Origin of the sequence: Saccharothrix sp. 6-C (genome assembly GCF_016695385.1) — a bacterium.
GTDB lineage: Bacteria > Actinomycetota > Actinomycetes > Mycobacteriales > Pseudonocardiaceae > Actinosynnema > Actinosynnema texasense.
This window is the reverse complement of sequence record NZ_CP064192.1, coordinates 8,408,758-8,425,860: the sequence shown is the minus strand read 5'-3', so window position 1 is coordinate 8,425,860 and position 17,103 is coordinate 8,408,758. Positions and strand designations below refer to the sequence as shown.

The window sequence follows — 17,103 nt, the reverse complement described above, 5'->3', positions numbered from 1 at the left end:
CGTCAGCTCTGGGTCGAGCCGGAACCGGACGAAGGACCCGCGGTCTGCACGGCGTGGCCGCCGAACTGGTTGCGCAGCGCCGCGACCGCGCGCATGGCCGGCGAGTCGTCCTGCCGGGACGCGAACCGGGCGAACAGCGCGGCGGAGATCACCGGCGCGGGCACCGCGTGCTTGATCGCCTCCTCGACGGTCCACCGGCCCTCGCCGGAGTCCTCGACGTGGCCGCGCAGGTCGTCCAGCTCGGGGTCCGACTCCAGCGCGCGGACCAGGAGGTCCAGCAGCCACGAGCGGACCACCGTGCCGCGCTGCCACGCCTTGATCGTGGCCGGCACGTCGTCCACCAGCTCGGAGGCCTCGAGCAGCTCGAAGCCCTCGGCGTAGGCCTGCATGAGGCCGTACTCGATGCCGTTGTGGACCATCTTCGCGAAGTGGCCGGCGCCGACGCGGCCCGCGTGCGCGAAGCCCTCCTCGCGCGGCCCCTCCGGGCGCAGCGCGTCGAAGATCGGCATGGCGTGCTCGACGTGCTCGACGTCGCCGCCGACCATCAGGCCGTAGCCGTTCTCCAGGCCCCACACGCCGCCGGACACGCCGGCGTCCAGGTAGCCGACGCCCTTGTCGCCCAGCGCCTTGGCGTTGATCTCGTCGTCGGTGAAGCGCGAGTTGCCGCCGTCGATCACCAGGTCGCCCGGTTCGAGCAGGTCGCCGAGCTCGGCGATCGTCTGCCGGGTGATGTCACCGGCGGGCACCATCACCCACACCAGGCGCGGTGCGGAGAGCTTGCCGACCATGTCGGCGAGCGAGTCGGCGTCGGAGACTTCGGGGTTGCGGTCGTAGCCGACCACCTCGTGCCCCGCGCGGCGGATCCGCTCGCGCATGTTGAAGCCCATCTTGCCGAGGCCGACGAGTCCGAGCTGCACGGTCGTTCCTCTTCCCTAGCGTCTGTGGATGGCGTTGTGGATCAGCCGGGCAGGCGCACGGGCATCAGCAGGTAGAGGTAGCCCGGCGCCACGTTCCCATCCTCGTCCACCGGCTTGAGCAGTGCGGGCCGACTGGGTGTGGTGAAGGACAAGTGCGCCCGCGGCGTGCGGACGGCCTGGAGCCCTTCGAGGAGGTAGGTCGGGTTGAACGCGATGGTGACCGCGTCGCCGGTGTAGTCGACCGGCAGCTCCTCCTCGGCGCTGCCCTCGTCGTCGCCGCCGGCGGACAGGCGCAGGCCGCTGTCCACGAACTCCAGCCGGACCTGCGTGCCGCGTTCGGCGACCAGCGACACCCGCTTGATCGCCTGCACCAGCGCGTCGACCTCGATGATCGCGGCGGCCGAGTGCTCGGTGGGCAGCAGCTGGCGGTACTTGGGGAAGTCGGCGTCGAGCAGGCGGGTGGTCGTGCGGCGGCCCGTGCCGGACAGGCCGAGCAGGCCGTCGTTCGCGGCGAGGGACAGCTCGACCTTCGCGCCGGACGCGCCGAGCGTCTTCGCGGAGTCGTTGAGGGTCTTGGCCGGCACGAGCACGGCGACCTCGCCGAGGGACTCGTTCGGCTCCCACGGGAACTCGCGCATGGCGAGCCGGAAGCGGTCGGTGGCGACCAGGGTCACCTTGCCCTCGCCGATCTCCAGCCGGACGCCGGTCAGCATCGGCAGCGTGTCGTCCTTGCCCGCCGCGACGGCGACCTGGGTGACGGCCTCGGCGAAGAGCTCGCCGGGAAGCTCGCCGGCGAGCTGCGGCATGGACGGCAGCTGCGGGTAGTCCTCGACCGGCATGGTCGGCAGGCTGAACCGGGCGCTGCCGCAGGAGATCGTCATCCGGGAGCCGTCGACCGCGATCTCGACCGGGTGGTTCGGCAGCGCCTTGGTGATGTCGGCCAGCAGCCGTCCGCTGACGAGCGCCTTGCCGCCGTCGGCGATCGTGGCCGGGACGCCGCACTGGGCGGACACCTCGTAGTCGAAGCCGGAGACGGTCAGCGCCTCGCCGGAGCCGTCCTCCGCCCCGGCGTCGAGCAGGATGCCGCCGAGCACCGCCACAGGCGGCCTGGACGGCAGGCTGCGGGCGACCCAGGCGACGGCGTCGGCCAGGCCGTCGCGCTCGACGCGGATCTTCATGAGGCGTCCTTCCTCAAGTCGGCATGACCAACAACAGCATGCGTTGCGGTGGGGGTTGGGGAGCCGCGGCCCTCGCCGGATCTTCCGACCCTCGGCGCGGAGGCTCCCCACCGTAGAGCGTCGGGGCGGACTTCGTCACCTCGGGGCTGCCCGGGGACGAGGCGCTGCCGAGCGCCCGTCCCCGGGCCCGACCGCCGCCTGTTTTTTCTTTGTTCTTCTCTTCAAGGGAAGACAACAGCAACAGCAGTAGGGCCTGTGGATTGTGTGGACAACCCCGGTTTCCGCAGCGTGTCGCCCGCTTGGAGGTGTGGATGGACACGGGGTGTCACCCGGGGACAAGTCGGTGTCCCCGGGGAGAACTCGCGGGCTCCTCCGTTCGGTCCACAGGAAGGCCGAGTTGTCCCCGGGTTAATCCCCGGGTGTGGGCCGAGTTGTACCCGGGTGCTGCACAGGGTGATGGTGGGCCGAATCTCCCCTGAGGGGCCGCTTTTCCGGGCCTGTGGACAACCCGTGGCCCGCGGTTCACCAGCGCCGGCACCTGCGACGAGGTCGTTGGGCCGCACCGGGAACGCCCTTTTCTCGGCCCTCGTGGGGCGGGGGTACCTCACACGGGTGACATGAAACGACCCCCGTCGGCCCTGGGCGCCACGCCCGGGTGACGCGGCCGCCTGAGCAGGCGCGGGCGGGCCGGCGCGGTCGCGGCACCCGGGTGCCGCCGGTGGGTCCGGTTCGCACCCGGGTGCGGTGCGGCCCGTCCCCGGGTGCGACGGCGGCACCCGGGGACGGGGAGGGGCGGGTGCCGGGCCGGCCGGAGGCGCGCTTCGACGACGGCTCCGCGCGGGGGCCGTTCAGGGGGTGGGCTGCCGGCCGGCGCGCCGGGGCGCTGTGGGTGCGCACGCGGCCGTGCCGGGTGCGGGCGGCCGGGTGCGGGTGCCGGGCGGCTGGAGCACGCGTGCCGGGACAAGGGGTGCCGGAGGCGGGCCACCGGGTCGCCGAGCGGGTCGACCAGCGGGCGTGGCGGTCTCGGCGTTGGCGTTGGCGTCGGCGTCGGCTCAGGCGCCGGGCCGGTCGGGGCGGAGAAAGCCGGCGCCGCGCCTGGACGTGGCCGGGCGCGGCGCGGGTGGTGCGGGTGGTGCGGACGCAGAGCGCAAGCGTTTGCGGGTCAGGGGGTGTGGCGGGCGCGCTGCTTGATGCGCGACGTCAGCTCCTGCACCTGCTCGTAGACCCGGCGGCGCTCGGCCATCTCCTTGCGGATCTTCTTGTCCGCGTGCATGACCGTCGTGTGGTCGCGGCCGCCGAACGTCTGGCCGATCTTCGGCAGCGACAGGTCCGTCAGCTCGCGGCACAGGTACATGGAGATCTGCCGCGCCTGGGCCAGGACCTTCGTCTTGCCGGGGCCGCACAGGTCGTCTATGGACACGGAGAAGAACTCCGCGGTGACCGCCATGATCGTGGGCGCGGTGATCTCCGGGGCGTGCGAGTCCGGGATCAGGTCGCGCAGCACTATCTCGGCCAGCTGCACGTCGACCGGCTGCCGGTTGAGCGAGGCGAACGCGGTGACGCGGATGAGCGCGCCCTCCAGCTCGCGGATGTTCCGCTCGATCCGGGCCGCGATGAACTCCAGCACCTCGGCGGGCGCGGCCAGCCGGTCCTGCGCGGCCTTCTTGCGCAGGATGGCGATCCGCGTCTCCAGCTCGGGCGGCTGGATGTCGGTGATCAGGCCCCACTCGAACCGCGTCCGCAGCCGGTCCTCCAACGTCTCCAGCCGCTTGGGCGGCCGGTCGGAGGACACCACGATCTGCTTGTTCGAGTTGTGCAGCGTGTTGAAGGTGTGGAAGAACTCCTCCTGTGTGCCTTCCTTGCCCTCCAGGAACTGGATGTCGTCGACCAGCAGCACGTCGATGTCCCGGTACCGGCGCTGGAAGGCGACCTTGCGGTCGTCGCGCAGGGAGTTGATGAAGTCGTTGGTGAACTCCTCGGTCGACACGTACCGCACCCGCATGCCGGGGAACAGCCGCTGGGCGTAGTGCCCGACCGCGTGCAGCAGGTGCGTCTTGCCGAGCCCGGACTCGCCCCAGATGAACAGCGGGTTGTACGCGCGGGCGGGCGCCTCGGCGACGGCCACCGCGGCGGCGTGCGCGAAGCGGTTGGACGCGCCGATGACGAACGTGTCGAAGTTGTACTTCTCGTTCAGCCTGGTCTGCGAGGACGCCGGGTTGGCCGGCCGGGTGTAGGGCGTGCCGCTCGGCGCGGCGTGCCCGCCGCTGAACGTCGGCCAGATCTCGGTGACGGCGGCGAGCGCCTCGCCCTCCTCGTCGACCTCGTCGCCTTCGCCCTCGGTGTCGCCCTCGACCTCCGCCTCGACGGCGAGGCCGCCGTTGATCGAGACCAGGCCCGGCGGCGGTCCGGGAACAGGCACGGGCACCGGAACCGGGATCTGCGCCGTCGGCGGATCGGGCGAGTCGACCTTCACGGCCAGCGAGACGGCCCGGCCGAGCCTGCGGGACAGGGCGGCGGTGATGGGCTCGCGCAGCGCGCGCTCGATGGCTTCCTTGGCGAAGTCACTCGGCGCGGCGAGCAGCGCGGTCCCGTCGAGCAGCCCGATGGGTCGGGTCACGCGCATCCACGCGCGCTGTTGGGGGGACAACGTGCTGGCGGCGAGCTCCTGCACGACCTGTTCCCACACGAGACCCAGATCGGTCTGGTGGTCGGACACCTCCGCGCTCCCCTCCCCTCGGTGACGTCTTCGCGGTCAGTCCCCGGGGAACTTCCACGACGTGGACACGGAGGATAGAGGCATCCACAGAGTTATCCACAACTGTGCACGAACGCGGCCCGGAGCGCAGCGGATCCCCCCGTTGCCCCCGAGCACCCGCGGCCGGCGTGGCGGGGGCTGTCGTCCCTCGTCAGCCCGGCCCGCGTCACCCCGCACCACCCGCGAAGGCAGCACGCTAACAAGGCGCGGGCCTTGCCACAAGACGTACGGCCGCGCAAGCCCTTTTCGTGCGCGCGACGCCGCTGCGACGCCGCCGGACGCCCCCGGGTGCGACCCCGATTTGAACCGCGCCCCCGGGGCTGCGTACCCTCGTAACCGTCTCCCGCTTGCGTGGGGTGCTTTTCGCGCGCCTAAGGCTTGATCGCTGGGGACAACCACAGACCTGCTTGGCAGTTAAGCACCGGGAGTCCGACCGTGAGCAAGGGTAAGCGCACCTTCCAGCCCAACAACCGTCGCCGTGCGAAGACGCACGGGTTCCGGCTGCGCATGCGCACCCGCGCCGGTCGCGCCATCCTGGCCGCGCGCCGGGGCAAGGGCCGCACGCAGCTGTCCGCCTGATCGCCGCAGCGCCGTGCTGCCCGCGGCCAATCGGCTGACCCGCAGCCAGGACTTCGGCCTGGTGGTCCGCCGAGGCCGCCGGGCCGGCCGGTCCCGGCTGGTGGTGCACGTCCTGACACCGACGCCGTCCGACGGCGCCTCGGCGCAGCGACGTGCCCCGACAGCCCCCGATGGAGCTTCGGCGGAGCAACGCACCTCCACAGCCTCCAACGGCGCCTCGGCGGAGCAACGGACCTCGGCGCAGCCCACCTTGGACCCGTCCAAGGTGGGCTTCGTCGTGAGCAAGGCCGTGGGCAACTCCGTGGTCCGCCACCGGGTGAGCCGCAAGCTCCGGCACCTGGTGCGGGACCGGCTCGCCGTGCTGCCGCCCGGAACTTCGGTGGTCGTGCGAGCGTTGGCACCGTCAGCCGATGCGGACAGCGCCGAGCTCGGCCGTGACCTCGACGCGGCGCTGCACAAGGTGCTGCGATGACGACCGTCCAGGTGAGCCCCGTCGTGCGGGCGCTGCTGCTCCCGGTGCGCTTCTACCGGAAGTTCATCTCACCGGCGCTGCCCCCGACCTGCCGTTTCCACCCGAGTTGCAGCGCGTACGCGGTGGAGGCGTTGACCGTCCACGGTGCGCTGCGCGGTTCCTGGCTGACCCTCCGCCGTCTGGGTCGCTGCGGACCCTGGCACCCTGGTGGCCTGGACCCGGTTCCGCCGAGGCGAAACGCGGTCCCCGACCTTCCTGCCGAGGAGTAGCTAGTGCTCAACTTCATCTACTACCCGGTGTCCTTCATCCTGTGGTGTTGGCACTGGGTGTTCGGCCACGTCTTCGGCGAGTCGAGCGGGTTCGCGTGGGCACTGTCCGTGGTGTTCCTCGTCTTCACCCTGCGCGCGATCCTGTTCAAGCCGTTCGTCGGCCAGGTCCGCTCGATGCGCAAGATGCAGGAGTTCGCGCCCGAGCTCCAGAAGATCAAGAAGAAGTACGCGAACGACAAGCAGCGCCAGGCGCAGGAGATGCAGAAGCTCCAGTCGGAGCACGGCGTCAACCCGCTGGGCGGCTGCCTGCCGATGCTGGTGCAGATCCCGGTGTTCATCGGCCTGTTCCACGTGCTGCGCTCGTTCAAGCCCGGCTGGGGCGAGGTCTACTTCTTCGACGCCCAGGGCGTGGAGTCGTTCGTCAACGCGAAGCTGTTCGGCGCGAACCTGTCGACGTTCATCACGATGCCGTGGGACGACCCGAACCAGCCGTCGCTGACGGACTTCGGCACCGAGCGCAGCGCGGTGCTGTACGTGGCCATCCCGTTGATGATCATCGCGTCGATCGCGACCCACTTCACCGCGCGCCACTCGGTGGCCCGGCAGACGCAGGCCGCGACGGACAACCCGCAGACCGCGATCATGAACAAGCTGACGCTCTACATCTTCCCGCTGGGCGTGCTCGTCGGTGGTCTCTTCTTCCCCATCGCGATCCTGCTCTACTGGCTGAGCAACAACGCGTGGACGCTGGGCCAGCAGTACGTCGTGTACCACAGCATCGACCGCGAGGAAGAGGCGAAGAAGGTGGAGGCCACCGCGCAGCGGTCGGCGCTCGCCCCGAAGCCGGGCGTGAAGCCCGTGACCAAACCCAAGCCCGGCCAGAAGCCGCAGCCGCAGCGCAAGCCCGCGGGCGCCCAGCCCGCCCAGCCCGCCGCCGACGACGCCGCGGAGGTCAAGGCCACCCCGGACGCGAGCGAGTCGACCTCGACCGCGAAGCCGTCCACCGAGGTTCCCGGTCTGAGCCCAGACCGATCCCCTGGCAAGAAGCAGGGCAACAAGAAGCGTCGTTGACCCTGGAGAGGAGACATCGTGTCGGAGACGTTGCAGGCGGCCGACGTGGACGCACCGGAGGCCGACAAGGTTCCGCCGGCGCGCTCGGGGAGTTCGGAGGACCTGCTCGTCCAGGAGGGCGACATCGCCGGGGACTACCTCGAGCGGCTGTTGGACCTGCTCGACTACGACGGCGACATCGACCTCGACGTCGAGGCGGGTCGGGCGATCGTGAGCATCGACGGCGGTGACGACCTGGAGAAGCTGGTCGGTCCCCGCGGCACGGTCCTGGAGTCGTTGCAGGAGCTGACCCGGCTCGCCGTCCAGCAGGAGACGGGCGTGCGCAGCCGCCTCATGCTCGACATCGCCGGCTGGCGCGCCGGACGGCGTGCCGAGCTCGCCGACCTCGGCCGGACCACGGCCGAGAAGGTGGTGGCGACGGGCGAGAAGGTGCGCCTGCACCCGATGACCCCGTTCGAGCGGAAGGTCGTGCACGATGCCGTCGCCGCCGTGGCGGGGGTGCACAGCGAGAGCGAGGGCGAGGAGCCCCAGCGCCGCGTGGTGGTGCTGCCGAAGCCCTGAGCGGGCTGATCGAGCAGAACGTCCGAACGGCCCCGGTCCCGATGGGATCGGGGCCGTTCGCGTTCCCGCGGTCGGCCGGCGGTCAGGCCCGCACCAGGTACCGCTCGTCGGTGACCTCCCGCCCCCAGAGGGCCGGGTCGGTGAGCGGGTGCACGTCCCCCTCCCCCAGCAGCGCCACGCACTCGGCGGCGGTGAGACCCGCGCCGGTGGACCAGCGACCCTCGACGAGGACCAGGCGACCGCCCGGCTTGAGGAGGGCGCGCCACCGGTCGAGCGCGGCGGCCGGGTCGGGCAGCGCCCAGAGGACGTGCCGGGCGAGCACGACGTCAAAGCTGCCCGGCGGGTACGGCGGGTCCGCCGCGTCGCCTCGGCGGAAGTCGACGCCGGGCGCCTTGGCGCGGGCCACCGCGAGCATCCGCTCGGAGAGGTCGAGGCCGCACGCGTGGTGGCCGGCCTCGGCGAGCAGCGCGGTGAGGCTGCCCGTGCCGCAGCCGAGGTCGACCACCGCGGCCGGGGCGGGTGGGAGCCTCGGCAGGAGCACGTCGGCCCACGCCTGCCGGACGGCCGGGTCGCGCAGCCCGTGGTCGGCCTCCTCGTCGAACGTCGCGGCCTGGTCGTCCCAGAACCGCGCTTGGGCGAAGGTGGTCAGCCACGCTCGCTGTTCGGCGGTCTCCGGGACCGGTCGCCCACGTGCCGCGGAGATCGCCTGCCACGCCGCCTCGGGTGACGCGCCGTCCAGCACGAGGAGCGCGCCGGCGAGCAACGACGAGCGGCCGATCCCGGCCCAGCAGTGCACCACGACGTGCCGGCCGGCCCGCAGGTCGCGCAGCACGGGGTCGAGGTCCGGAGCGGTCGCGGGGACGCCGAAGTCCGGGATCGGCAGCCAGTGGAAGGTGAGGCCGGCCGCGCGGGCGGCGACGGGTTCGCCGGCCAGGTCGAGCTCGGCCAGCTCCGTCTCGGTGAGGGCGCACACGATCACCTCCACACCGGACGCCGCCAAGTCGGCGATGTGCCGGAGGCTGTGCGGGTGTCCCATCGTGCTCAGCGAGCCCGGCCTGATCGTGTACACGAGCCACCTCTTCCCCTCGTCATGTTCCACGTGAAACGGTCGCGGGATGACAGGGAACACCCGGAAACTCCGCGTCGCCGCCTACGCCGTGATCATCGAAGACGACCGGTTGCTGCTCTCCCGCTGGCTCGGTCCGGACCGGCCGAGGTGGATCCTGCCCGGCGGTGGGCTCGATCACGGTGAGGACCCGTACGACGCGGTGGTCCGCGAGGTGTTCGAGGAGACCGGCTACCGGGCGGAGGTCGACCGGCTGCTCGGCATCCAGAACGTCTACGGCCCGATGGTGCGCGACGGCGTCGAGGTCGACTACCACCGCATCCGGATCCTGTACGAGGCGCACGTCGTCGGAGGCGAGCTGACGTTCGAGATCGGCGGGAGCACGGACCGGGCGGCGTGGTTCCCGCTCGACGAGGTGCCCGGGTTGGATCACGTCGAGTCGGTCGACTACGCGCTGGAACTCCTGCGCGTGCTGCCGAAGGACGGTCGGATTGAAAGTTTCACGTGAAACGCGACTCGGATTTGGCGTGTCGCCGGGGTGATCCGTCATAGTGGGGGCCGGCACATCTCGTGGGGCTCACCGCCTCCTTGGCGAGACGCCCAACCCCATCGCCCACACCCGGCCGCCGCCGGCGTCTGGTGTGGTTTCACGTGAAACGTCCCGGACGGAGACATGGCCGCAGAGGTGGAAGACCGCGCGAAGAAGGTCTTCGGTGACCACTACGACAAGGCGGTCGCCTTCACGGCACTGCTCACCGAGCACGGCGTCGAACGCGGGCTGATCGGCCCGCGGGAGGTCGACCGGCTCTGGGAGCGCCACATCCTCAACTCCGCCGTCGTGGCGGAGCTGCTCCCCCAAGGCGCACGGGTCGTGGACGTCGGCTCGGGCGCGGGACTGCCGGGCATCCCCCTGGCGATCGCGCGACCCGACCTCGACCTCACGCTCCTGGAGCCGATGGCACGCCGGGTGGCGTGGCTGACCGAGTGCGTCGAGGCCCTCGACCTCGACGTCACCGTGGTCCGCGGGCGGGCCGAGGAACCACCGGTGCGGGATCAGCTGTCCGACAGCGACGTCGTGACGGCCCGCGCGGTCGCTCCGCTGGAACGGCTGACGCGGTGGTGCCTGCCGCTGCTCCGGCCGGGTGGACGTCTGGTCGCTCTCAAGGGCGAGAGCGCCGCGGAAGAACTGGAACGCGACGCCGAGGCGGTGCGCCGGGCCGGAGGGATCCGACCTCGCGTCACCACCTGCGGTGGCGAAGTACTCGAACTGCCGACGACGGTCGTGCTCGTGGAGCGCGATGAGCAGGCGAGCCGCCGTGAAGGCGCGCGTCGCAGAAGGAAGGTTCGGTGAACGTGTACCCCGACCCCCTGCAACCGGTGTTCCAAGCGGCCGGTGTTTCACGTGAAACCGATCCTGAAGGCGCGGTGGGTGCGGGCGCAGTGCTCCGCCCCGCAGCCGAGTCGAATCTGGCAAACAACGTGGAACCGGCAGGAGACAGCACCGTGTGGACCCCCATCGCGGAAGAAGCGGCACGCGCCACCCGCGTCCTGCACCCCGACTCCCTCCAACTCCCCCGTCCGGACCGTCGCCGGGTCATGGTGGTCGCCAACCAGAAGGGTGGCGTCGGCAAGACCACGAGCACGGTGAACCTGGCCGCCGCGCTCGCCATCCACGGGCTCAAGGTGCTCGTCATCGACCTCGACCCGCAGGGCAACGCGAGCACGGCGCTGGCCGTCGAGCACCGCTCCGGCACGCCGTCGGTGTACGAGGTGCTCATCGGTGAGCTGTCCGTGGCCGAGGCGGCTCAGGTCAGCAACCAGTCCCCCAACCTGTACTGCGTGCCGGCCACCATCGACCTGGCGGGCGCGGAGATCGAGCTGGTCTCGATGGTCGCCCGCGAGTCGCGGCTGAAGGAAGCGCTGAGTCCCGAGGCGCTGGACTCCATCAAGCCGGACTACGTGTTCATCGACTGCCCGCCCTCGCTCGGCCTGCTGACCGTCAACGCGATGGTCGCCGCGCAGGAGGTGCTGATCCCGATCCAGTGCGAGTACTACGCGCTGGAAGGGCTGGGGCAGCTGCTGCGCAACATCGAGCTGGTGCAGGCGCACCTGAACCCGACGCTGAACGTGTCCACGATCCTGCTGACGATGTACGACGGCCGCACGAAGCTGGCCGACCAGGTGACCAGCGAGGTGCGCGGCCACTTCGGCGACACGGTCCTCAAAACGGTGATCCCGCGCAGCGTGAAGGTCTCCGAGGCACCAGGATTCGGTCAGACGGTGCTCACCTACGATCCCGGCTCACGGGGCGCGATGAGCTACCTCGACGCGGCACGGGAGATCGCCGAGTTCGGCGCGGAGATGGGGTCGGCATGACGGAACAGCGCAAGGGTGGCCTCGGCCGCGGGCTCGCGGCCCTGATCCCGAGCGGCCCACCTCCCGGCACACCGTCGGCGCCGTCGTCGGCCCGGGCGGGCTCCAACGGGTCGTCGAACGGGGCGTCCACCCCTGCGCCCTCCCCCGACCCCACGGGGGAGGTGGCCGGCGCGGTGTACCAGGAGCTGCCGGTCACGGCTATTCGAACGAACCCGAAGCAGCCGCGGCAGGTGTTCGACGAAGAGGCGCTGCGGGAGCTGGAGCACTCGATCCGCGAGTTCGGGCTGATGCAGCCCATCGTGGTGCGGGCGATCGGGCCGGACCACTACGAGCTCGTCATGGGCGAGCGGCGGTGGCGGGCGACCCAGCTGGCGGGGTTGAAGACGATCCCGGCGATCGTGCGGCACACCGCCGACGACGTGATGCTGCGGGACGCGCTGCTGGAGAACATCCACCGCGTGCAGCTGAACCCGTTGGAAGAGGCGTCGGCCTACCAGCAGCTGCTGGAGGAGTTCGGCGTGACGCACGAGGAGCTGGCGGACCGGATCGGCCGGAGCCGGCCGGTGGTGACGAACACGATCCGGCTGCTGAAGCTGCCGCTGCCGGTGCAGCGCCGCGTGGCGGCCGGGGTGTTGTCGGCGGGGCACGCGCGTGCGCTGCTGGGGGTCGAGGACCCCGGGGTGCAGGAGGAGCTGGCCACCCGGATCATCGCCGAGGGGATGTCGGTCCGGGCCACCGAGGAAGCGGTGACGCTGGCCAAGGGTGCGGAGCCGGCCAAGGCGAAGGTCGTCCGCCGCAAGCCGATGCAGGCGCCGGGGTTGCAGGAGTTGGCGGAGCGGCTGTCGGACAACTTCGAGACGCGGGTGAAGGTGGAGCTGGGGCAGCGGAAGGGGCGGATCGTGGTGGAGTTCGGCTCCGTCGACGACTTGGAGCGGATCATCCAGCTCATGTCCCCCGAAGCAGCCCAGCGGGCGCGGGCCGCGGACTAGTTCCGGGGTCGATTTCGGCGTCCGACGAGCCCGTTCGAAGATCACTACCGGAGTGGTCGAAAATCGGACAAATGGGATTCGTTCGGGGTGCAAGGGATCACCCAGGGGTCTTTTGTCACGGTGACGATGACGGCCCGTGTCCAATCGGACACGGGCCGTCATGATCGAGTGAGAGGGTCTAACGCGCGACCGCCCGCTCGACGAGCCCCGCGTAGATCTCCCCCAACGACCGGCCGGCCGCCTCGACCGCCATCGGGAGGAGCGAGGTCTCGGTCAGACCGGGCGAGACGTTCACCTCCAGGAAGTGGACGGTGCCGTCCGGCGCGACGATGGCGTCGGTCCGGGAGACGTCGCGCAGACCCAGGAGGCGGTGGGCGGAGACCGCCAGCTCTCCGACCGCCTGGGCGGCCTTCTCGTCGAGGCGCGCCGGGGCGTGGAAGTCGGTGAGCCCCGCCGTGTAGCGGGCGGTGTAGTCGTAGACCCCGTTCTCCGGGACGATCTCGACCGGCGGCAGGGCGTGGGGACCGTCCGGTCCGTCCACCACCGCGACGGCCACCTCGACGCCTTCCACGAAGCGCTCGGCCAGGACCGTGTCGCCGTAGGCCAGGCAACCGACCATCGCGGTCGGCAGCTCGGCGGCGTCGCGGACCACCTGGGCGCCCAGGGCCGAGCCGCCCTGGTCGGGCTTGAGCATCAGCGGCAGGCCGAGCCGGTCGACCATGGCGTCCAGGACCGGTCGGGCGCCCAGCTCGCGGAACGTGGCGTGCGGCAGCACGGCCCACTCCGGGGTGGCCAGCCCGGCGCGGGCCAGCTCCCCCTTCGCGGTCGGCTTGTCCCAGGCACGGCGGCAGGCCCGGGAGTCCGTGCCGACGAACGGGACGTTCATCAGCTCCAGGATCGTCTGCACCGAGCCGTTCTCGCCCTCGCCGCCGTGCAGCGCCACCACGACGGCGTCGGGACGGTGTTCCTTCAGGCGGGTGAGCAGGGTGCCGTCGGCGTCCCACTCCTCCACGACCAGGCCGACCGAGCGCAGCGCGGCGGACAGCCTGCGACCGGATCGCAAGGACACCTCCCGCTCGTGCGAAAGGCCCCCGGACAGGACTGCGACCCAGCGGTTGGACAACGTGTGCTCCTGATCAAGCGGTGTCGGGCGAAGGGCTGTGCGGACCGGAGACGGCGCGGCCCACGGTCGGGCCGAACGTCTCGTGCAGCTCGATCTCGTCCTTGATGACGTTCGCGAGCCGTCGCACGCCCTCGCGGATGCGTTCGGGCGTCGGGTAGCAGTACGAGATGCGCAACTGGCGGCTGCCGAGGCCGTCGGCGTAGAAGCCGGTGCCCGACGCGTACGCCACGCGCTGGGTGATCGCCCGGGGCAGCATGGCCTTCGTGTCGATGCCCTCGGGCACGGTCACCCAGACGTAGAAGCCGCCGTTCGGCTTGTTCCACGTGGAACCAAGCGGCATGTGCTGCTCGAGGGACGAGATCGCCGCGTCCCGGCGTTCCCGGTAGGCCTCGCGGTAGGTCTTGATCTGACCCTTCCAGTCGTGCGTCGACAGGTAGCGCGACACGATCAGCTGGTTCAGGGTCGGCGGGCAGAGGGTGGCCGACTCGGCCGCCAGGACGAGCTTCTCCCGGACGGCGTGCGGCGCCAGGACCCAGCCGACCCGCAGGCCCGCGGCGAAGGTCTTGGAGAACGAGCCCAGGTAGACGACGTTGTCCGGGTCGGTCGCGCGCAGGGCCGGGTACGTGACGCCGTCGAAGCCCAGCAGGCCGTACGGGTTGTCCTCGACCACGAGGATGCCGTGCGTGCGGCAGATCTCCAGGACCTCCGCCCGGCGCTGCACGGCGAGCGTGACGCCGGCCGGGTTGTGGAAGTTGGGGATCGTGTAGAGGAACTTGATCCGGCGACCTGAGCGCTCCACCGAGGCGATGGCCTCGCGCAGGGCGTCCGGCATGAGGCCGTCCGCGTCCATGCCCACGTGGACGACCTGGGCCTGGTAAGCGGCGAACGAGCCCAGCGCGCCCACGTAGGACGGCCCCTCGGCCAGCACGACGTCACCCGGGTCGCAGAAGATGCGGGTGACCATGTCCAGGCCCATCTGGGAGCCGACGGTCACCACGACGTCGTCCGGGTGGGCGTTGATGCCCTCCAGCGCCATCACGTCGCAGATCTGCTCGCGCAGCTCGGGCACGCCGTGCGCGCTGCCGTACTGGAGCGCCACGAGTCCCTCGGTGGCCACGACGTCGGCCACCTCCGCGCTGAGGGACTCCAGCGGCAGTGCTGCCAGGTGCGGCATCCCTCCCGCCAGGGACACCACCTCAGGCCTGCTCGCCACCGCGAAGAGCGCCCGGATCTCCGATGCCGTCATGCCCGCCGTGCGCGCCGCGTACCGGCGCAGGTGGGGGTCGAGGCTTCTGGCTCCCTGCTTGGGGGGCACTCCGGGTAGGTTCACGGGAAACTCCGTAGGTGGCTGTTACCGGCGGGTTTGTTCCCGCCCGAGTGTAACGGCCGTCCCGTTCGGGGCATCTGCCTTCCGGGCAGGGGTCACATCCGCCTATCCTCGTGGGGGAAGTCTTTCGGGGGCTTGGAGGTCGGGGTGTCGCGTCGTGTCGTGGGCGTCACCTTGGACAACCTGGAGCACCTCTCCAAGCACAGTCGGACCTGCGTATTCTGGGAGCTCGCGCCCCATCTGAAGGAGCAGGCCGAGGAGTTCGGGGACACCGAGTTCGAGAAGGAGGCCTGGGTCTCCAGCGTGCTGCTGGAGTGGGGCTCCTGCGGTCGGATCATCTACCTGGACGGGATTCCCGCCGGCTCGGTGTTCTACGCGCCCCCGCCGGCCGTGCCCCGGTCGTTGGCCTTCCCCACCTCCCCCGCCAGCCCCGACGCGGTGCTGATGACCGGGCTGGAGGTGCTGCCGGAGTTCCGCGGCGGCGGGCTCGGGCGGGTGCTCGTGCAGACGGTGGCCAAGGACCTCACGCGTCGCGGCGTGAAGGCGATCGAGGCGTTCGGCGACAACCGGCCGGAGGTCGACGGGCCGAGCTGCGTCACGCCGGCCGACTTCCTGCTCCAGGTCGGCTTCAAGACGGTGCGCCCCCACCCCCGGTGGCCGCGGTTGCGGCTGGAGCTGCGCAGCGCGTCTTCGTGGAAGGAAGACGTGGAGGCGGCGTTGGAGCGCCTGCTCAGCTCGGTGACGGTGACCGCCGCCCCGCCGGAGCCCAGTTTCAAGCCTGTCTGATCAGCCGGCCCCCTGAGCTGGGGGTTCATCGGCACGGGTTGACATGCAGTCAATCGCCTGCCTAACGTGCGGTGTGGACAAGGTGTTCAAGGCCCTGGCCGACGAGACCCGCCGCTACCTGCTGGACCGGCTGCACGAGGAGAACGGCCAGACGCTCGGCGAGCTGTGCGCCCGGCTGGGGATGACCAGGCAGTCCGTCACCCAGCACCTGGCCGTGCTGGAGGCGGCGAACCTGGTCAGCACCACCCGTCGGGGCCGGGAGAAGCTGCACTACCTCAACCCGGTGCCGCTGCACGAGGTGCAGGAGCGGTGGATCGACAAGTTCGAGCAGCCGCGGTTGCGGCTGCTCGGCGACGTGAAACGACGAGCGGAGGAACCGGTGAAGCCGGAGTTCGTGTACGTGACCTACATCGAGAGCACGCCCGAACGGGTGTGGGAGGCCCTGACCGACGAGGATTTGACGGCGAGCTACTGGGGCCACCGCAACGTCTCGGACTGGCAGGTCGGCTCGGCGTGGGCGCACCGGCGCGCGGACGGCTCCGACGTGGACGACGTGGTGGGCCGGGTCGTCGAGGCCGACCCGCCGCGCCGCCTGGTGACGACGTGGGTGGACCCGGCGGACCCGGCCGTGACCTCGACGGTGACGTTCCGCATCGAGGCGTACGGCGAGATCGTGCGGCTGACCGTGACCCACTCGGGCCTGGCCGACGAGGCGGAGCGCGCGCAGGCGGCGTCCGGCTGGGCGGCGGTGCTGTCGAACCTGAAGTCGCTGCTGGAGACCGGGCACGTGCTGCCGGGCATCCCGTGGGAGATGCCCGCGCACTCCGGCTAGAAGCGGTCGACCTCGCAGTTCTCCAGCGTGCCGGACTGCAGCAGGTCGAGCGCCTGCTCGCTGACGACGAGCTGGCCCTGGTCGGTGACGCCGAGGTCGTCCACCCCCGCCTGGCCGGTCACCTCCAGCCAGTGGAAGGTGGGCAGCTCCTTGCCCTCCAGCATCTCCTGCGCCTCGTCGGAGAGGGTCACCGTGGCGCGGCGGACGCGGAAGGCGTCCAAGCCGCTGTCGACCAGCGTGTCGGCCAGGTCGTCGGTCACCAGGTAGACCGGGAACGCCTCGATCAGGTCGTCGCCGGCCCAGTCGGTGATCTCGTAGTGCACCGCTTCGATGCGCGGCGGGTGGGCCCCGGCGTCGATCACGGTTCCTTCGTCCAACGCGCCGGCGACCTCGGGTTCGAGGCGGTAGAACTCCATCGTGCTCCTCACCGGCGGGGTCGGCCAATAAGATCGACTCGTGGACGTGGGTGTCGAGATCCAGGGCAAAGTACTCGCGATCATCGAGGGCTCGCGGGACTTCGTGAAGATTCGCACACTGCTCGACGGGTGGCAGGCCGACGGCATCCCGACCGGGCACCTGGTCGACGAGCTGACCGACCTGATGCTGGACCTGCGCGCCCAGAACCGCGCGGACGACGAGGACGCCGTCGCCGAGGTGCTGGACGTCCTGGCGGACTGGTAGCGGCCTCACTCGGTGGCTTTCGGGGCCGTGACCTCGTACTGCCGCTGGACGAGCGTCCGCCCGCCGATCTCGCGACCGGCGTACGCACCCTTCAGCCAGGTGTGCGACCGTTCGGGAGGAC

General features: G+C 71.1%; 19 protein-coding genes. 12 read left to right on the top strand and 7 right to left on the bottom strand.

Annotation, left to right across the window (positions count from 1 at the left end; genetic code table 11):
- Nucleotides 1–2 precede the first annotated feature (2 nt).
- The 3 genes from gnd to dnaA form a co-directional block, all read right to left on the bottom strand.
- A complete protein-coding gene (gene gnd, locus IOD16_RS36765) occupies nt 3–917 on the bottom strand; it encodes a phosphogluconate dehydrogenase (NAD(+)-dependent, decarboxylating) (protein WP_123744823.1) in 915 nt (304 codons plus the stop codon).
- Between the two features lie 41 nt (nt 918–958).
- Entirely contained in the window at nt 959–2,095 is a 1,137-nt protein-coding gene (gene dnaN, locus IOD16_RS36760) for a DNA polymerase III subunit beta (protein ID WP_123744824.1), read from the bottom strand.
- A gap of 1,162 nt (nt 2,096–3,257) precedes the next feature.
- The gene (dnaA, locus tag IOD16_RS36755) at nt 3,258–4,811 is read right to left on the bottom strand and encodes a chromosomal replication initiator protein DnaA (protein ID WP_201438028.1); all 1,554 of its coding nucleotides are present in this window, start codon (nt 4,809–4,811) and stop codon (nt 3,258–3,260) included.
- 474 nt (nt 4,812–5,285) lie between these two features.
- Here dnaA and rpmH point away from each other — a divergent pair, with 474 nt between their 5' ends.
- From rpmH to IOD16_RS36730, 5 genes are read left to right on the top strand one after another with little or no spacing between them, the layout of a single operon-like run.
- Nucleotides 5,286–5,429, top strand: coding sequence for a 50S ribosomal protein L34 (gene rpmH, locus IOD16_RS36750; RefSeq protein WP_053714552.1), 144 nt, complete (start codon nt 5,286–5,288; stop codon nt 5,427–5,429).
- A gap of 13 nt (nt 5,430–5,442) precedes the next feature.
- Nucleotides 5,443–5,901, top strand: a complete 459-nt coding sequence (gene rnpA, locus IOD16_RS36745; protein WP_201438027.1) for a ribonuclease P protein component — start codon at nt 5,443–5,445, stop codon at nt 5,899–5,901.
- Nucleotides 5,898–6,170, top strand: a complete 273-nt coding sequence (gene yidD, locus IOD16_RS36740) for a membrane protein insertion efficiency factor YidD (protein ID WP_053714550.1) — start codon at nt 5,898–5,900, stop codon at nt 6,168–6,170. The genes rnpA and yidD overlap by 4 nt, the downstream gene beginning before the upstream one ends.
- Nucleotides 6,171–6,173: 3 nt before the next feature.
- Nucleotides 6,174–7,241: a membrane protein insertase YidC gene (gene yidC / locus IOD16_RS36735; RefSeq protein WP_201438026.1), complete on the top strand. Its 1,068-nt coding sequence runs from the start codon at nt 6,174–6,176 to the stop codon at nt 7,239–7,241.
- Nucleotides 7,242–7,259: 18 nt separating this feature from the next.
- Entirely contained in the window at nt 7,260–7,802 is a 543-nt protein-coding gene (locus IOD16_RS36730) for a Jag family protein (protein ID WP_053714548.1), read from the top strand.
- An 82-nt stretch (nt 7,803–7,884) separates the two neighbouring features.
- On the opposite strand, the gene IOD16_RS36725 is transcribed toward IOD16_RS36730, so the two are convergent.
- Complete coding sequence (locus tag IOD16_RS36725) at nt 7,885–8,871, bottom strand: methyltransferase domain-containing protein (protein ID WP_201438025.1); 987 nt, start codon at nt 8,869–8,871, stop codon at nt 7,885–7,887.
- Between the two features lie 46 nt (nt 8,872–8,917).
- Here IOD16_RS36725 and IOD16_RS36720 point away from each other — a divergent pair, with 46 nt between their 5' ends.
- The 4 genes from IOD16_RS36720 to IOD16_RS36705 all read left to right on the top strand — a co-directional run bounded on the left by IOD16_RS36720 (nt 8,918) and on the right by IOD16_RS36705 (nt 12,233).
- Nucleotides 8,918–9,376, top strand: coding sequence for an NUDIX hydrolase (locus IOD16_RS36720; RefSeq protein WP_201438024.1), 459 nt, complete (start codon nt 8,918–8,920; stop codon nt 9,374–9,376).
- Nucleotides 9,377–9,541: 165 nt separating this feature from the next.
- Complete coding sequence (gene rsmG / locus IOD16_RS36715) at nt 9,542–10,219, top strand: 16S rRNA (guanine(527)-N(7))-methyltransferase RsmG (protein ID WP_123744829.1); 678 nt, start codon at nt 9,542–9,544, stop codon at nt 10,217–10,219.
- A 152-nt stretch (nt 10,220–10,371) separates the two neighbouring features.
- Nucleotides 10,372–11,244 carry a ParA family protein gene (locus IOD16_RS36710; protein ID WP_308257267.1) on the top strand — a complete coding sequence of 291 codons (873 nt, stop codon included), beginning with the start codon at nt 10,372–10,374 and terminating at the stop codon, nt 11,242–11,244.
- Complete coding sequence (locus tag IOD16_RS36705; RefSeq protein WP_123744830.1) at nt 11,241–12,233, top strand: ParB/RepB/Spo0J family partition protein; 993 nt, start codon at nt 11,241–11,243, stop codon at nt 12,231–12,233. The genes IOD16_RS36710 and IOD16_RS36705 overlap by 4 nt, the downstream gene beginning before the upstream one ends.
- Nucleotides 12,234–12,411: 178 nt before the next feature.
- Here the strand turns inward: IOD16_RS36705 and IOD16_RS36700 are convergent, their stop codons facing one another.
- Together IOD16_RS36700 and IOD16_RS36695 are read right to left on the bottom strand one after the other, a co-directional pair.
- Nucleotides 12,412–13,356, bottom strand: a complete 945-nt coding sequence (locus IOD16_RS36700) for a D-alanine--D-alanine ligase family protein (RefSeq protein ID WP_201438023.1) — start codon at nt 13,354–13,356, stop codon at nt 12,412–12,414.
- Between the two features lie 13 nt (nt 13,357–13,369).
- Nucleotides 13,370–14,686, bottom strand: a complete 1,317-nt coding sequence (locus IOD16_RS36695; RefSeq protein ID WP_123744832.1) for an aminotransferase-like domain-containing protein — start codon at nt 14,684–14,686, stop codon at nt 13,370–13,372.
- A 144-nt stretch (nt 14,687–14,830) separates the two neighbouring features.
- On the opposite strand from IOD16_RS36695, the gene IOD16_RS36690 reads away from it, so the two are divergent.
- On the top strand, nt 14,831–15,469 hold the full coding sequence (locus IOD16_RS36690; protein ID WP_123744833.1) for a GNAT family N-acetyltransferase: 639 nt from the start codon (nt 14,831–14,833) through the stop codon (nt 15,467–15,469).
- Between the two features lie 73 nt (nt 15,470–15,542).
- Entirely contained in the window at nt 15,543–16,301 is a 759-nt protein-coding gene (locus tag IOD16_RS36685; RefSeq protein ID WP_123744834.1) for an ArsR/SmtB family transcription factor, read from the top strand.
- On the opposite strand, the gene IOD16_RS36680 is transcribed toward IOD16_RS36685, so the two are convergent.
- A complete protein-coding gene (locus tag IOD16_RS36680) occupies nt 16,298–16,717 on the bottom strand; it encodes a hypothetical protein (RefSeq protein ID WP_123744835.1) in 420 nt (139 codons plus the stop codon). The two genes, IOD16_RS36685 and IOD16_RS36680, sit on opposite strands and share 4 nt — an antisense overlap.
- A 40-nt stretch (nt 16,718–16,757) precedes the next feature.
- Between IOD16_RS36680 and IOD16_RS36675 the strand changes: the two genes are divergently transcribed.
- Complete coding sequence (locus IOD16_RS36675; RefSeq protein WP_123744836.1) at nt 16,758–16,982, top strand: hypothetical protein; 225 nt, start codon at nt 16,758–16,760, stop codon at nt 16,980–16,982.
- The last annotated feature ends 121 nt before the right edge of the window (nt 16,983–17,103 follow it).

What these genes read in the sequence shown, in the direction of transcription:
- yidD (WP_053714550.1), top strand. Translation starts at nt 5,898, where the DNA reads ATGACGACCGTCCAGGTGAGCCCCGTCGTGCGGGCGCTGCTGCTCCCG.
- dnaN (WP_123744824.1), bottom strand. Translation starts at nt 2,095, where the DNA reads ATGAAGATCCGCGTCGAGCGCGACGGCCTGGCCGACGCCGTCGCCTGG.
- rsmG (WP_123744829.1), top strand. Translation starts at nt 9,542, where the DNA reads ATGGCCGCAGAGGTGGAAGACCGCGCGAAGAAGGTCTTCGGTGACCAC.
- IOD16_RS36705 (WP_123744830.1), top strand. Translation starts at nt 11,241, where the DNA reads ATGACGGAACAGCGCAAGGGTGGCCTCGGCCGCGGGCTCGCGGCCCTG.
- IOD16_RS36680 (WP_123744835.1), bottom strand. Translation starts at nt 16,717, where the DNA reads ATGGAGTTCTACCGCCTCGAACCCGAGGTCGCCGGCGCGTTGGACGAA.
- IOD16_RS36720 (WP_201438024.1), top strand. Translation starts at nt 8,918, where the DNA reads ATGACAGGGAACACCCGGAAACTCCGCGTCGCCGCCTACGCCGTGATC.